At 35.6% G+C, this 14,697-nt stretch carries 16 protein-coding genes; 2 read left to right on the top strand and 14 right to left on the bottom strand.

The genetic code is table 11. The features are described from left to right. Positions 1-625: 625 nt before the first annotated feature. The 7 genes from F6K15_RS00550 to F6K15_RS00520 all read right to left on the bottom strand — a co-directional run bounded on the left by F6K15_RS00550 (position 626) and on the right by F6K15_RS00520 (position 5,899). Positions 626-1,333 carry a rhomboid family intramembrane serine protease gene (locus F6K15_RS00550; protein WP_293055745.1) on the bottom strand — a complete coding sequence of 236 codons (708 nt, stop codon included), beginning with the start codon at positions 1,331-1,333 and terminating at the stop codon, positions 626-628. Between the two features lie 252 nt (positions 1,334-1,585). Continuing rightward, complete coding sequence (psbV2, locus tag F6K15_RS00545) at positions 1,586-2,089, bottom strand: photosystem II cytochrome PsbV2 (protein WP_293055742.1); 504 nt, start codon at positions 2,087-2,089, stop codon at positions 1,586-1,588. Positions 2,090-2,243: 154 nt separating this feature from the next. Next, positions 2,244-2,735 carry a photosystem II cytochrome c-550 gene (gene psbV, locus F6K15_RS00540; RefSeq protein WP_293056132.1) on the bottom strand — a complete coding sequence of 164 codons (492 nt, stop codon included), beginning with the start codon at positions 2,733-2,735 and terminating at the stop codon, positions 2,244-2,246. Between the two features lie 266 nt (positions 2,736-3,001). After that, positions 3,002-3,187 (bottom strand): translation initiation factor IF-2 N-terminal domain-containing protein, encoded by a 186-nt coding sequence (locus F6K15_RS00535; RefSeq protein ID WP_293055739.1) that lies wholly within the window; start codon positions 3,185-3,187, stop codon positions 3,002-3,004. 55 nt (positions 3,188-3,242) lie between these two features. Next, complete coding sequence (gene accD / locus F6K15_RS00530) at positions 3,243-4,223, bottom strand: acetyl-CoA carboxylase, carboxyltransferase subunit beta (RefSeq protein ID WP_293055736.1); 981 nt, start codon at positions 4,221-4,223, stop codon at positions 3,243-3,245. Positions 4,224-4,499: 276 nt separating this feature from the next. Then, complete coding sequence (locus F6K15_RS00525; protein WP_293055733.1) at positions 4,500-5,327, bottom strand: A24 family peptidase; 828 nt, start codon at positions 5,325-5,327, stop codon at positions 4,500-4,502. A gap of 311 nt (positions 5,328-5,638) precedes the next feature. Next, positions 5,639-5,899 (bottom strand): hypothetical protein, encoded by a 261-nt coding sequence (locus F6K15_RS00520; RefSeq protein ID WP_293055730.1) that lies wholly within the window; start codon positions 5,897-5,899, stop codon positions 5,639-5,641. 651 nt (positions 5,900-6,550) lie between these two features. Between F6K15_RS00520 and uvrB the strand changes: the two genes are divergently transcribed. Continuing rightward, entirely contained in the window at positions 6,551-8,551 is a 2,001-nt protein-coding gene (gene uvrB, locus F6K15_RS00515; protein ID WP_293055727.1) for an excinuclease ABC subunit UvrB, read from the top strand. Between the two features lie 67 nt (positions 8,552-8,618). Here the strand turns inward: uvrB and F6K15_RS00510 are convergent, their stop codons facing one another. The 3 genes from F6K15_RS00510 to F6K15_RS00500 are packed head-to-tail and all read right to left on the bottom strand — an operon-like array spanning position 8,619 to position 12,490. Beyond that, positions 8,619-10,625 (bottom strand): DUF1036 domain-containing protein, encoded by a 2,007-nt coding sequence (locus F6K15_RS00510; protein ID WP_293055725.1) that lies wholly within the window; start codon positions 10,623-10,625, stop codon positions 8,619-8,621. A 26-nt stretch (positions 10,626-10,651) separates the two neighbouring features. After that, on the bottom strand, positions 10,652-11,806 hold the full coding sequence (locus F6K15_RS00505) for a PP2C family serine/threonine-protein phosphatase (protein ID WP_293055722.1): 1,155 nt from the start codon (positions 11,804-11,806) through the stop codon (positions 10,652-10,654). Positions 11,807-11,824: 18 nt separating this feature from the next. Beyond that, positions 11,825-12,490, bottom strand: a complete 666-nt coding sequence (locus tag F6K15_RS00500) for a VWA domain-containing protein (protein ID WP_293055719.1) — start codon at positions 12,488-12,490, stop codon at positions 11,825-11,827. A gap of 106 nt (positions 12,491-12,596) precedes the next feature. Between F6K15_RS00500 and F6K15_RS00495 the strand changes: the two genes are divergently transcribed. Next, a complete protein-coding gene (locus tag F6K15_RS00495) occupies positions 12,597-13,127 on the top strand; it encodes a helix-turn-helix domain-containing protein (protein WP_293055716.1) in 531 nt (176 codons plus the stop codon). A gap of 110 nt (positions 13,128-13,237) precedes the next feature. Here F6K15_RS00495 and F6K15_RS00490 read toward each other — a convergent pair whose 3' ends face one another. The 4 genes from F6K15_RS00490 to F6K15_RS00475 all read right to left on the bottom strand — a co-directional run bounded on the left by F6K15_RS00490 (position 13,238) and on the right by F6K15_RS00475 (position 14,635). Next, entirely contained in the window at positions 13,238-13,630 is a 393-nt protein-coding gene (locus F6K15_RS00490; protein ID WP_363267069.1) for a putative toxin-antitoxin system toxin component, PIN family, read from the bottom strand. 160 nt (positions 13,631-13,790) lie between these two features. Continuing rightward, positions 13,791-14,012, bottom strand: a complete 222-nt coding sequence (locus tag F6K15_RS00485; protein ID WP_293055710.1) for a hypothetical protein — start codon at positions 14,010-14,012, stop codon at positions 13,791-13,793. A 92-nt stretch (positions 14,013-14,104) separates the two neighbouring features. Continuing rightward, complete coding sequence (locus F6K15_RS00480) at positions 14,105-14,323, bottom strand: hypothetical protein (RefSeq protein ID WP_293055707.1); 219 nt, start codon at positions 14,321-14,323, stop codon at positions 14,105-14,107. A 96-nt stretch (positions 14,324-14,419) separates the two neighbouring features. Beyond that, positions 14,420-14,635: a hypothetical protein gene (locus F6K15_RS00475; RefSeq protein WP_293055704.1), complete on the bottom strand. Its 216-nt coding sequence runs from the start codon at positions 14,633-14,635 to the stop codon at positions 14,420-14,422. Between the last annotated feature and the right edge of the window lie 62 nt (positions 14,636-14,697).

Raw genomic sequence — 14,697 nt, 5'->3', positions numbered from 1 at the left:
CCTAACTACTCTCTACTCCCCTTTTCCCCTCCACCGGAGGGGTTAGGGGTGGGTCTTCTACTCCTGAAAAAGACTTTTTCAGCAAGCCCTAAGTAGGGCTTGCTGATTAAATATGAAAGCATTGAGTGATATTAGTTTTAGCCTTTTTAGGTATTGAAAAAGTGCGAGGTTTTAGGTGGTAATGGTTCAAAAATTCAGGATTTTGCTCAAGAGTTGGGCAGAACAATCTTGGGACAAAACGCCCGCTCCTACCTCCTCCAAATTCCCATTTCTCCCCTCCACCGGAGGGGTTAGGGGTGGGTTGTCTCCTGTCTCCTGTCTCCTGTCTCCTGTCTCCTGTCTCCTACCTTCACCCATAAGACTTATTAAGCAAACCCTAAGTAGGGTTTGCTTAATAAAGCTAAAAGTCAGGATAGCCAAGGTAATGGAGTTTTTTATATTAAGTTGATCTCCTACGTTTATGGCTGTTATTGGCATCAATTTACTGAATTTTTCTGCTGAAATTCAAGAAAATTTCTTCACATAAAATGGCCGAAACCGTTGCCTGTTCCCCTACAAATCGACCTGTCTCCGCGTCTGGTACGTCCCCGTGTCCTACCCCCACAACCAATTTTTTCAGCAAACCCTAAGTATTTATGTCTGGCGAGGAAAATAATCCAAACAGAGGACCAAGAATAGCTCCAAAGACAAAGCCTCCAGCATGAGCCCAATAAGCTATACCACCTGCTTCCATACCAATATTGGCTGGTGTATTCAGACTAGCAACACTATAAAATGCTTGCTGCAAAAACCAAAAACCTAGGAAAAAGAATGCTGGAATACGAACGGTGGTAATAAAAAATCCCAGAGGTAATAATGTGAGAACCTTAGCTTTGGGATATCTGAGGATATATGCTCCCATTACACCGGCGATCGCTCCACTTGCACCCAAGGTGGGAATAGCTGAACCGGATGAGAAAAACCACTGGGATAAAGATGCTAGTACACCGCAAGCGAGATAAAAAATTAAAAATTTCACATGACCTAAACAGTCTTCTACATTATTGCCAAAAATCCAGAGGAATAGCATATTTCCACCCAAATGTAACCATCCCCCATGTAGAAACTGAGAACTGAATAGAGTTAGCCATTCAGGAAGTGGGGAAGTTGGTAGTGGCACTGAACAAGTATTGCTGAGTTGACAAGGAACTACAGCCCAAGAATAAAAGAATTGCCTAAGTTGAATATCTGACAAACTAATTTCGTACAAAAATAATAGGACATTAGTTACAATTAAGCCGTATACTACAAAGGCTGTTTTGCTAGTAGGGTTTTCGTCGTTTAGTGGAACCACGGTTATTTTTCCTGTTTTGCAACTTGTTCGCTAATAATAGTCATGTCTATACCACTATGTTCTTCTTTGCTACTTCTATATATTTTAATTTTATGGAAACTTTTTAGATAGAAGTTAAAAGTAGTTACAATTATTTGAATTGAAATCCATACACTACTCTTTCGAGAACTTCTCAAGTATCAATAGTTATTAAGGAGGGTGTTTTTTTATTTGTCAGTTAAGGATATTAGTCTGAAGTTTTCTAGAACGATGTCAATTTTGTTCAACCCCTTCTGCTCCCCAAGCAGGAGCTTTTTGTGCAGCTCTCAAAATAAATGCGCCCATCTGTTCGACTTCGGCTTGTGACATCCAGTTTTTGGTAACTTGACGACAAAAATAAGTATAATCACTACCGTCATATATCATAGGGTCTCTGAAGAAAGCAACTAAATTATTAATGTTATCTCGTGGTGGTGTTGCTCCTTCTAAGCTTTTGAGGGATAGAGATATTGGAGGGTTTACTAAATTTGCTCCTCCTACATGACAGTTAAGGCAATTTTTGGCAAAAATCTGTTTGCCTGTAGATAAATCTTCAGCAGAAAATTTCTTTGTTTCACCTTGTTCATTCAGTTTAATTTCTACTGGTTGTTTAGCGTCTAAATATCTTTTTACATAGGAATCTACAGCAGCTTCGGCTGATTGAGTATCAAAAATTATTACTTGAATAATAATTAATATAGCTAGTAGAAAACGAATCAGTAATGATTTATTCAACATACTATTTTTATTACTTTAATTAAGTACAAATCTAGAATAATAAATAATTGATTTTAGATTAGGGTTTAATGAAGAAAAAACTAATTTTTTTTGTCTCCCATCAAAAAACCAATAATCTAAAATCATCAGTCAATATTTCAAAGAAAAAGGAATTTTAACGGAAGATTTTACCGCCGCCCCATCCTTTGCCTAAAACTTTAGGCTGTACGAGAATATAACCAGCGACCCCGTATAAATCATCCTCTGTGAGATTTCTCATTTCTGGATAAATATCGGCACTCTTTTTGCTGGGGTGAAATTCAAATATCTCAACCTCCCCATCATAGGTAGTAGGATTTATCATGTAGTCTATGAGACCTTCTATGTTATCTCGTGATGGATAGGCTAAAGCTAAAGCTTCTGGACCAAGGCCAATATCAGGATTAGTTTTGGTTATTCCTCCCACATGACACTGAGAACAAACATTATTAAATACCTGTTTGCCTCTGGCGTATTCCTTAATCTTAAGTACAACTTCTTTACCTTCCTCATTCAGAGGTAGAGTCCGGACATTATCTGTTAATTCGGCTGCTGTGGCAATGTTAACGAACGTTTGAAACGTCAGAAATACAATGGCAACTACAGCAATGAAAAATTTTTTCAACATTCTTCTCCTTAAAACTGGCAAGTTAATCAAGTGACATACTCCCACGCCAACCTTAAGGTATGACATGGGCTTCTCGTTTCCCAGTCCCGGTACCCCGTCGGACTCCACGAGCTTTAAGAACGGAATGCCCTACCGCCCTATTTTTGATATTTATTGCTACATTCAAATCGCAGTCAATAATCACACTGCAATTGGCACAATAATTTGATCTAATTTTTATTTATCAGTGGCATCGTGTCAATTAGTCAAGTATTTAACAACTTTTATTAAGAATTAGATTTTTGTTCTTGGGCTAATAAATGAGACATGATTGCTTTAGCATCCTCTAAGGCCAAACGAGTCTGAGGGTGCTTATAAGAGATTCCCTTTTGGTCACAAAGACGAAGTACTTCATCTACATGGACATTAAAGTCTTCTGCTATTTCCTGGATTGATATATCTGCGAAACCCATAAGATTTTTTCAATTTATAAATAATTTAAAAAAAATTCCTGGAAGCACTCAGAATCTAATTCTGAGGCATGGTTTGAATTATGTTGTCATTTGTCATGGAATTATGTTGTTCTGGCTGAAAGGGTAAATGGCAGTGTGGCCCTGTTTCTAATGATTCAGTAGAAGTAGGAGCAGCAGGATGAGTTTTATGAAGGCGAATTAACTGAGCCAGAGTTTTCTTTAACTGAGTACGAGGTACTATTATGTCTATGAAACCATGTGCCAATAGATATTCGGAGGTCTGAAAGTTTTCAGGTAGCTTTTCACGGACTGTTTGTTCGATAACTCGTCGTCCAGCAAAGCCTATTGTTGCCTTTGGTTCAGCGATAATAATATCTCCAAGCATGGCAAAACTTGCTGTCACCCCACCTGTAGTTGGATGAGTTAAAACTGGAATATATAGCAGTTTCTCTTCTCGATGACGTTCTAAAGCACCGGATATTTTGGCCATTTGCATCAGGCTCAACATTCCCTCTTGCATTCTGGCCCCACCAGAAGAACAAATAATTATTACAGGTAAGCGCTCTTTAGTAGCTTGTTCTATTAATCTAGTCAGTTTTTCTCCAACAACTGACCCCATACTTCCTCCCATAAATTGGAAGTCCATCACTCCCAAAGCTACGGGTTCAGCTTCGATGTTGCCGATACCTGTTTGTACGGCATCTAAAAGTCCTGTTTTTCTTTGATATTCTTCGAGACGATCGCTGTATGCTTTGCGATCGCGGAATTTCAAAGGGTCTGTCCCTCTAACTTTTTCGTTAATTGTCATCCATGTGTTACTATCTAGCAAATGCTCAATTCGCTCATTGCTGGATATTTTCATGTGGTATCCACATTCGAGACAAACCATTTGATTAGCTTGGAGGTCTTTGGTATAAGTTAAAGCACCACAAGCTTCACATTTGATCCACAGTCCATCAGCAATTTCTCGTTCAGGTCTCTGTTGAGAGTTCTGGACTGACTTTTGACGATTTGCAAACCAATCAAATAGAGACATTAAAATAATTTAGAATTAATTATTAAGTGATTAAATTTTTGCTAAAGCGTTGTGCTTTTATCCTATTCAGGTAATTAAGTATAGAATATAGAGCTATGACTATCAGCGAACAGAAAATAAACTAAGAGCGTTTTGATTCAAAAAAATTATGTCATAGTTTAAAAAAATTGGTTTTAAATTCGGGTTATTATACTTAGTTTTTATCTGCTTAGAAAAGTTTTAGCCCTAAGTATCTATACTTTAGATATCCTGATTAATATGCTTCATCCAGAAAAATCAGGATGAGAATCCAGGGAAAAATAGATTGAAGTAAGTTGATAATATATCATCACCCCAGATAACAGTCAAACCAGCTCCAATTGCTAAAAAAGGCCCGAATGGCATTGGTTGCTTTCGGTCTAGCCAACCTAGAGCGATCGCTCCTCCACCTATAAATGCTCCCATAGTACAGGCGAGAAAACAAGTTAATAGTAAATATTTCCAACCTAGCCAAGCTCCGATCATTGCTGCTAGTTTGGCATCCCCTCCACCCATAACTGTTTGTCCGAAAGCTATGGAACCGAATATAGAGATTAAGTCAAATAACCATAAACCAACTACTGCGCCGATAATACCAACCATTAAAAAATTGATTAGATTATTTTCTTGAATATTTGTCTCTAATATGGTAAGTAACTGGAAGCCTAAACCCAAGACTAATCCAGATTGTGTAAGAGGATTGGGTAAAGTCATGGTGTCTAAGTCAATCATAGACAGAGCTAGCAGCCAACTGAAAAAAGTCCAATAACCTAAGGTGGGAATTGTAGTTCCAAATTTCCAGAAAACGAGCAAAAATAAGAAACTTGTAATGATTTCTACTAAGGGATAGCGGATAGAAATTGGGCTGTGGCAATGGCCACAACGTCCGCCTAACCATAACCAAGCAAATATTGGGATATTTTCCCAAGGTTTTAATTTACTTTGGCAACGGGGGCAGTGAGAGGGGGGGAAGAGTATGGATAATTTAGAAGGTATGCGATAAATGACGACGTTGAGAAAGCTGCCAATGGATGCACCAAGGGCAAATACAATTAGGGTAAGAGGCCATATTCGAAGTAGGTCCATATTTGGTTGAACAGTTTCGTTAAAGGAGTCAGGAGGCAGAAGGCAGGAGGCAGGAGGCAGGAGGGAAGAAAGAATAAGAAAGAGAAAGTTTTTTGTTTGCTGGCGCACAACTTTCCTATTTCCTGGGTCGAAGCTGCGCTAAGGTTATGAAGGGCGCAAAGGTTAATGCGTCAGCGGAACTGTGTTCTATCGTTAATTATTCGGACATGATATAATTATATATTTGGATTCGGTTAAACGTTAATGCGTCAGCGGAACTGTGTTTTATAGTTAATTATTCGGACATGATATAATTCTATATTTGGATTCGGTTAATAAATTTTTGATTCAATTAGGTCTACAGGGACGAAAAGTTCACCTGGTAATAAAATTGGCTGATGGGAGAATATCAGACTAGCTCTGTAACTGACGGGACTAATAGCGACACCAAAGGGAGGTCTAAGTAGGTCAGGATGAGTTTCCAGATAAGTACGATAGAGTAGTTTAGCCAATTTTTGCAGGGACGGAGGAAGTAATAAAGCAATAGCTGGATCTAGATATTTTGCTGGTCTTTTTTGTGTAGCGTTTACCACGAGGAACCCTGATTTTAAAATTCAAAAGTCAAAAGAAAGTCAAAAGTTGAAAGTAAGAAGTCAAAAAGAAGAAGTACAGGAGTCCAGTAGGGTGTGTTAGCGGAGCGTAACGCACCATCCCATTTCTTTACTATTCCGTATTCCCTATTCCTTTTTTCATAGCACTTGGTCTCCATATCCCAGATAAAACACTATAGTTGTTAATCAAAAATGCACTATGATATTTACCAAGATTTTTTAGGTTGGATAACTTTGCTGAATATAGTGGTATTAATCTTAACTTTGAAATTAAAATATACAACAGACATCTGCAATAATCAAAAATAAAATTAATTATTGTACATAAATTATCAATTCTTCCTCCTACTTCCTACTCCCTCTTTTCTGGAGATTCTATTATAAAATATAGTTGTCAATCAAAAATGCACTGCGATTTTTACCTAGTTTTTTTAGGGTTGGATAAGTTTGCCGAATATAGTGATATTAATCCTAACTTTGAAATTAAAATATACAATTGAGAATGAAAGCTATCTAAGAAAAGATTAGGACAGTATCGACAGCTTAAAACTCAGACAACGTAAGATTTTTTCTTCTTCCTTCTTTCTTCTTCCTTCTTCCTTCTGCAATAACATAAATACTACTAAAATTATTATGGGAAATTTTTGTTTGCAAGCTCCTTTTCAACCTACTGGTGACCAACCTCAAGCGATCGCTCAATTAACTTCTAATATTCAGACTGGACATGATTTTCAAACTTTACTAGGAGCTACAGGTACGGGTAAGACTTTTTCTATAGCTTCTGTTATTGAAAAAGTAGGTAGACCGACGTTAGTTTTGGCTCATAATAAAACTTTAGCGGCTCAATTGTGTAATGAGTTGCGCGATTTTTTTCCTAATAATGCGGTTGAGTATTTTGTTAGTTATTACGATTATTATCAACCGGAAGCTTATATTCCGGTGACGGATACATATATAGAAAAGACTGCTTCTATTAATGATGAAATTGATATGTTGCGTCACTCGGCAACTCGGTCTCTTTTTGAACGTCGAGATGTGATTGTTGTGGCTTCTATTAGTTGTATTTATGGTTTGGGAATGCCTGCTGAATATTTAAAGGCTGCTATTTCTTTGCAGGTGGGAGAAGAAGTTAATCAACGACAAATTTTGAGAGATTTAGCGACAGTTCAATACAGCAGAAATGATTTAGATTTAGGTCGAGGAAAGTTTAGAGTTAAGGGCGATGTTTTGGAAATCGGACCTGCTTATGAGGATAGAGTTATTCGGGTAGAATTTTTTGGGGATGAAATAGATGCTATTCGTTATATTGACCCTGTAACTGGAAAGATTCTCCAAAGTTTAGAGTCTTTAAATGTTTATCCGGCACGTCACTTTGTTACTCCTGAAGAAAGATTGGAAGCAGCTTGTAATGATATTGAAACAGAATTAGATGAGCAATTAGAGGAATTAGAAAAGGCAGGAAAGTTGTTAGAAGCTCAACGTTTGGAACAGCGTTGTAGATATGATTTAGAAATGCTGCGGGAAGTGGGATATTGTAATGGGGTGGAAAATTATTCTCGGCATTTAGCAGGTAGAAAAGCAGGGGAACCTCCGGAATGTTTGATTGATTATTTTCCGGAAGATTGGTTATTAGTTATTGATGAATCTCATGTGACTGTTCCACAAATTCGGGGAATGTATAATGGCGACCAAGCTAGGAAAAGAGTTTTAATTGAGCATGGATTTCGTTTGCCTAGTGCGGCAGATAATAGACCTTTAAAATCTGATGAATTTTGGCAAAAGGTTAATCAATGTATTTTGGTTTCTGCTACTCCTGGAAATTGGGAAATAGAAAAGTCTGAGGATAGAATTGTTGAGCAAATTATTCGTCCGACTGGTGTTGTTGACCCGGAAATTTTTGTGCGTCCGACTGAGGGTCAGGTTGACGATTTATTGGGTGAAATTAGAGAAAGAGTTAAGCGGGAAGAGAGAGTTTTAATTACAACTTTAACTAAGCGGATGGCTGAAGATTTGACTGAATATTTGCAGGAGCAAAATGTGAGGGTTCGTTATTTGCATTCGGAGATTAATTCTATTCAGAGAATTGAGATTTTACAGGGGTTGAGAGAGGGAGAGTTTGATGTTTTGATTGGGGTGAATTTATTACGGGAAGGTTTGGATTTGCCGGAGGTTTCTTTAGTAGCTATTTTAGATGCGGATAAGGAGGGATTTTTACGAGCGGAACGTTCTTTAATTCAGACTATTGGGAGGGCGGCGCGTCATGTCCGGGGTCAGGCTATTTTATATGCTGATAATTTAACAGATAGTATGATTAAAGCTATTGATGAAACTGAAAGAAGACGAGGAATTCAGTTGGCATATAATAAGATGAATAATATTACACCGAAGCCTATTGTTAAGAAACAAAGTAATGCAATTTTGGCGTTTTTGGATGTGTCGCGCCGTTTAAATGCTCAACAGTTGGAAGAGGTTTATGAACAGGTGGATGAGTTGTCTTTGGAGGAGTTGCCGGAGTGGATTAAAAAGTTAGAAAATCAGATGAAAGAAGCGGCGAAAAAATTGGAATTTGAAGAGGCGGCTAAATTGCGGGATAGAATTAAGTATTTGCGGGATAAGTTGGTGGGTAATTCGTAAGCATTCAGCAGTCAGCTATTAGCTTCTCCTATAAATACAATTAACTTGAGTTTTTTCATCCTATTTATCAGTAAAAACTCCAAGTATTCGTACCTGGTGAAACGGAAAATTTACTCATACTTACTCTTTTTTGATTACTATCATTACAACTTACTTTATCACTTTTAGAAATTGTAAACTTGTCAACTGAATTTATACAAAAAGAGTCTTTTCCCTTTCCCCATTCATGTTCACCCCGGTTATACATTCCGTAGACATAGACGTTATCCCTGTAGTTTTGAGCGACAGTAATTTTTCTACATTTTTCTGATTCAACACGATACCAACCTTCTGATAGAAATTCATTTTCATTCCAGTAAGTGAATGCAGCGTATATTTTATCATGAGAAGTTTTATTACAAAAATTTATATAAGTAGTATATTCTTTAGATTCATTGTTGCGGTTTTGCCGATAATTATTATTGATGCGATTGATACGGTTTTGCAAAGAATTATTTTTATCTTTTAACTCTTCTTTTTCTTCTTCTAAGTTTTTGACTTTGGCTTGCAAATTTTCAATATTCTCGTCTAGAGATGTAGTTTTTTTTCGCATCTCCTTAATTAAGTCATCTATATCAAAGTAAATTAAAGGTTTTTCTCCTTCAATAATATTGCCAAAATTTTCTAATTCTAATTCCAGAGAATAAGATGATAAGTTCCATTTTCCAGAGGGAAGTTTATTTTGCTCTCTTAGTCGCTCAATTTGCTTAATTATTTGATTTCTTTCTTGATATTGGAGGAAAGATAAACCAGCTAAAGCTGTACTAATAATTGTAGAAATTGTGACTATAGTTTTCCATGGAGTTACAGACATATTTTTTCCAACAGAAGAGGATGATTTTTGAGTATTTTGAGTAGATTTGTTTGCTTGAAAAGAAGAAGATGATTTTTGAGTATTTTGAGTAGATTTGTTTGCTTGATAAGAAGAGGATGATTTTTGAGTATTTTGAGTAGACTTGTTTGCTTGATAAGAAGAGGATGATTTTTTGATAAGTATACGTTTAGGGTGAATTGGCTGTTGAACAGATGGGAAAACATCAACGTTTAAATTGTTGGCTCGCTCGCACCAATAACACTGACCATAATGTTTACTATAGATATGATTTCTATTTTTACTACAAACTTCTAAACCATTAATTGCTACTTGTAAAGCTTGAAACCAATCTTCAGGTGATGGGCGAAAAGATGGCTTTTTATGACCGTCATTAAAACATTTAAGAAATAATTTTTCTAGTGTTGGATGTGCAGCTTTTAGAGGAATTGTATTTGGGCTAGGTATCAGGAGACTATTAATACCATAAGGCCAATAACCTTTACTAATTGATTCATTTTGTCCTGGGGGGTCTCCTGAACCTGTCCATTTTCCTGTAAAGGGATGATAACCAAATAATAAATAATAAATTATTACGGCGAGTCGAAAGCGATCGTTATATCGTGTTTGTGTGAATTGAGATAAATTTTTGCCTACTAATTCAGGGGGAATAAAACCTTCTGAACCCACTGAACAACGATAGACTTTTCCTGTTTTAGAGTCTTTAACCTGAAAAGAATCAGTATCAATTAAGGAAACTAAACTCCGGTCATTAACTAGAATATTTTTGGCACTAATATCACCAATAACATAATTTCTAGCATGAATTTCTTTGAGAATAGAAACAAAATTTAGGGCAATAATATGTAGGCAATACCAGTTAAATTTAGGAGCTTCTTGACAACGCAATTTGGGATGGTAGATATTAATCATTTCTTTTGCATTGCTAATCTCTAGCATCAAGAAGCCTACACAATTTTTTTGACTGTCTATAATTAAATCTATAGGCCAACTAATCGCAGTATGATTTTGACTAGCAGTGGGATTTTTTGGAGGGTGAGCAAGCATTAATTTGAGTTTTTCTACTTGCTGTGAAGTTGGTTTGTAATAAATTTTTCCTAAATATCCACTACGATTAGTTGTCCAGACAGCTCCTTCACCTCCCTTAGCTATTTCTTTGACTAAAGAGATAGATTTACCCTGACTATCAAAGTACATAGGCATAATTATTTAGGTATAGTGATAGATAATTATAGTTTGGATAAATACAAAATATACAGATAGATTGAGTAATAAAATAGTCCTCCTAAGCCTAAACCAGCAGAAGAAATTATCAACGCTTTTACTTTTTGGTATTGAGATTTAGAAGACTTGAGTGGTTTATATATATACAAGTTAACCAAAATTATAATTGCAGTTAATACAACAACTATATTGATAGAAATAATCCATCTAAAAATAGAATTATTAAATTCAATTTGTACAAATAAATCGTGGTAAAGTGAGTTCCAGAAAATTCCTGATAAAACATTGACAGCAAAAACTGTCAATTCTGTATTATATTTTTCTCCGATTCTAGGATAAGAAGGATTTTCTCCTGGTTCAAAATCTTCATACCAACATACTAATATAGTTTTATCATCATCAGTTCTGTTGTTCACATCTTTTGATTTTAACCACTCTTTCGTCGAAAGTTTTTCCTCCTTCTCATCTCTGATTTCCAGTGCTTTTTCAAACATCTCAAAAAAAGGCGGGTGTGGTTCCAAAGATTTCATATTAATTGCTATTCTTTCTAATCCATCACTAGCAGCACAGATAAATTGTTGCTTACCAAATAATGTCTTGACTTGCATTTCTTCTAAAGCATTGGAAGCAGTAACAAAAGTTGTTTCACTGGCATATTCTCCTTTACTGGGATGAAACAATAACTGATATTCTGATTCAGGTTGTCTAGTAACAATAAAACCATCCCCTATTTGCATAGCTGCCAACCAATCAGGAGCAGTAACAACGACCAATAAAGTACAGGAAAAATCTTTTGGGGAACAAGTATTCTCCTCTGCTTTTCCATTAAAAGCTTCTATGACTTTTCCTAACGTTTGCGCAAAAGCTTTCTTCGCAGATTCTTTTAATATTTCTGGTGATGGATCTTTCTGGTGATCTTTCAACCACTTCAGCCAAGCTGTTAAATGTTTCAGAGCTGTTGTAACTGCTAACTTTGAACCAATATCAGAATATTTGCAGCTACCAGCACCATCCGACACAGCACCAATAAAAAAGTCACCATTATCAGAAATTTGTCCAGCATTGTTAAGTCTGATAAATTTAGTGTAGTCTTGACAAGGCAACCCTGACTTTTGATGACTTGTACCTATTTCAGAGCAAGCGATCGCTTTCCAAGGCATGAAATATCCTCACTAAAATTAAGTTGGTACTTGACCCCATCCCGGAGGTGAAGTTTGTACCATTGTTGTTGCTCCCGGTTGACTATGAGATACCTGTTTAATTGATTGACTGAGCCACAAGAACATAGATTGAAAATCAAGACCATTCAGTAGTAATGGTGGGCGACTTTGAGGGGCTATTTGACTCAAAATCCCCATATCTGCATCTTCAACACCTACTGCAAAAAAGGAAAATTTCTTATCATTCTCACCTTGTCTAACTCTTTGTGCTGCATTTCGCCAATCATCATTAGGTCCGCCATCTGTAATTAAGAAAACCCAAGGTCGATAGTATTGAATGCCATTATTTTGATAATCTACTTTGCGATTTTCTAGCAAGTCCAAAGCATATTCAATCGCTTCTCCCATTGGAGTTAAATCTTCAGCATCTAGCTGGGGTGGAATAAACTGATCGATAGTGATAAAATCCTGACGCATTACAACCGGACCAAATGAAACAATCGCTACCTCTACTCTCAGTTTGGCTAGTGCATCCTGTTCCACAGATTGCTTAAAAACAGCAACACCTTGATTTAACTGCTGAATAGGTTGACCAGACATGGAATATGAGTTATCTAACAATAAAACAACCGGACAACGTGGTTCTTGATTAACTGCAAAGTCAGCTACATTACCTATTGGCATAGATTTCCCCTTTTTGTCTTATTTGTCAAGTTTTTTTACAGTAACAATAATACATTAACCAACTTCTAATCGTCTACTGAGTAACGTTAGAAATAATGTTAGAATTATGTTAGCAAACTATTACATCCAATTAATAGCCCAAATTGATAAAATCTTCAGTCAAGCTGCTCAAGAATGGGACTTAGAAAGTCTTTATGCCGATCTAGCTTCTGCAAAAGGAAAACATCTCACTCCTATTGAAAAGGCTCATTTAAGAGGATTATTATGTGGCTTCAGTCCTTCGGAAATTGCGGAATATTTAGGTAAAATTCCTAGAGGTGTAGAGTCAGATTTATGTGCAACGATTTATAAATATGTTAAATCTCTTCTAGACAAGGTTGAAAAAGTAGAAAATTGGCGAAAAATTTATGAATGGCTTGATGATTATGGTTATAAATCTAAGTTAGAACAAGTGCCAGTTAAAAGTTTATTACCGGAACAAAGCATTGTAAATATCACGAATATTAATCTGGAACAAGATAAAATTGTCTTTCAATTTAATCTCACAATTCCTACATCAGAAGTTCCTGAATTATCGCTAAAAGATTTGAAGGTTGAGGAGCATCTGGATGAAAATAAAAATAATCATAATAATTAAATTGTTTTTTGATGCTAAACAGGAGGTTATTTGTCAATAAGTATCATATTTTTGTATACCCATAAACTCTAAGGATTCAAATTATTCTTTCATGTTTTTGGTATTTTGTTTCAAGATAAACTACTTAAAAATTGACTTGGTGTAACAATCAAAATATCTCGAAAAGGATGCAATTCTAATAAGTCTTTGTCTCCTGTGATAATATGAGTAGCATTTCCAGAAACAGCTAATTCTAAAAATTTATTATCTTTAGGGTCTCGACAAATATCAATTGTTTCGGTAATAGCTATTAATTCTGTTTCTTTGGTTAAATTAGCTAAAAAATATTCACGAATTTCTCTTGATAGATAGCGGTCAAATTTTTGACGACTGAGTACATCAATTAATTCTGATAAAATTTCAGCAGAAATTAAGATTAATCCGTTTTCTTTCGCTTCTCTAAAGGCTTGCATTGTGGTCGATTTAGAGAATATTAATGCACTTACAATTATGTTTGTATCAATTACCGAATAATTAATAATTAAATAATTAAATAATTTAGGTTTAAAGCCTCCCCTTTCAAGGGGAAACAAGAAAAAATTTTCCTTTTATTCAATCCTATCCGTTTTAGGGAGAGGTAATTATCAATTATCCATTATCAATTATCAATTATTGAAGATACGCTTAGTTTTCATCATTAAGAATTGATTCTAAAATCTCTGGTGTCATTCCATTAGCAATTGCTTGTTGACTCGCTTCTTCCATGATATCTAAGAGTGGTTTTTGGCTAATCGCTTTTTTCAGCATTAGGTTAAGAAAAATTTGGATTTTTTGCTGTTTTTCTGCTTCTGCTTCTCGGTAAGCTTTGGCAGTTTCAGGGTCAACTTGAATGGTAATATTTTCCATGATAAATTAAAGTTAGTTAATCTATTTGAGGAGTTGATGAAGATAACAAAAGTCAACTGATTCAGATATTAGTATCTAAAATAATTCGTAATCTACTCATCTTGTAATAATTCTTCTAAAATTTCAGGTGTTAAACCATTTTCGTCCGCTTCTTGACGAATTTGCTGGACAATTTCTTCAAAACTTGCATCTTTGAAAAGTTCTTTAAGAATAAGGTTAAAAACAAGAAGCACATTTTGCTGTTTTTCCGGTTCTGCTTCTCGGTACGCTTTGGCTATTTCAGAGTCAACTGGAATGGTAATATTTTCCATAATAAATTAAAGTTAGTTAGTCTATTTGAGAAGTTGATAGAAGATAACAAAAGTCAACTGATTAAGATATTAGTATCTAAAATAATTCGTAATCTACTAATCTTGTAATAATTCTTCTAAGATTTCAGGTGTTAAACCATTTTCGTCCGCTTCTTGACGAATTTGCTGAACAATTTCTTCAAAACTTGCATCTTTGAAAAGTTCTTTAAGAATAAGGTTAAAAACAAGAAGCACATTTTGCTGTTTTTCCGGTTCTGCTTCTCGGTACGCTTTGGCTATTTCAGAGTCAACTGGAATGGTAATATTTTCCATAATAAATTAAAGTTAGTTAGTCTATTTGAGAAGTTGATAGAAGATAACAAAAGTCAACTGAT

Source organism: Okeania sp. SIO2B3, from assembly GCF_010672525.1.
Classification (GTDB): Bacteria; Cyanobacteriota; Cyanobacteriia; order Cyanobacteriales; family Microcoleaceae; genus Okeania.
The sequence above is the reverse complement of the archived record's forward strand: the minus strand, read 5'-3'. Positions and strand labels throughout refer to the sequence as shown.

Coding starts and splice junctions, on each gene's coding strand:
- psbV2 (WP_293055742.1), bottom strand. CDS start 2,089: ATGTTGAATAAATCATTACTGATTCGTTTTCTACTAGCTATATTAATT.
- psbV (WP_293056132.1), bottom strand. CDS start 2,735: ATGTTGAAAAAATTTTTCATTGCTGTAGTTGCCATTGTATTTCTGACG.
- F6K15_RS00535 (WP_293055739.1), bottom strand. CDS start 3,187: ATGGGTTTCGCAGATATATCAATCCAGGAAATAGCAGAAGACTTTAAT.
- accD (WP_293055736.1), bottom strand. CDS start 4,223: ATGTCTCTATTTGATTGGTTTGCAAATCGTCAAAAGTCAGTCCAGAAC.
- F6K15_RS00525 (WP_293055733.1), bottom strand. CDS start 5,327: ATGGACCTACTTCGAATATGGCCTCTTACCCTAATTGTATTTGCCCTT.
- uvrB (WP_293055727.1), top strand. CDS start 6,551: ATGGGAAATTTTTGTTTGCAAGCTCCTTTTCAACCTACTGGTGACCAA.
- F6K15_RS00510 (WP_293055725.1), bottom strand. CDS start 10,625: ATGCCTATGTACTTTGATAGTCAGGGTAAATCTATCTCTTTAGTCAAA.
- F6K15_RS00505 (WP_293055722.1), bottom strand. CDS start 11,806: ATGCCTTGGAAAGCGATCGCTTGCTCTGAAATAGGTACAAGTCATCAA.
- F6K15_RS00500 (WP_293055719.1), bottom strand. CDS start 12,490: ATGCCAATAGGTAATGTAGCTGACTTTGCAGTTAATCAAGAACCACGT.
- F6K15_RS00495 (WP_293055716.1), top strand. CDS start 12,597: ATGTTAGCAAACTATTACATCCAATTAATAGCCCAAATTGATAAAATC.
- F6K15_RS00485 (WP_293055710.1), bottom strand. CDS start 14,012: ATGGAAAATATTACCATTCAAGTTGACCCTGAAACTGCCAAAGCTTAC.
- F6K15_RS00480 (WP_293055707.1), bottom strand. CDS start 14,323: ATGGAAAATATTACCATTCCAGTTGACTCTGAAATAGCCAAAGCGTAC.
- F6K15_RS00475 (WP_293055704.1), bottom strand. CDS start 14,635: ATGGAAAATATTACCATTCCAGTTGACTCTGAAATAGCCAAAGCGTAC.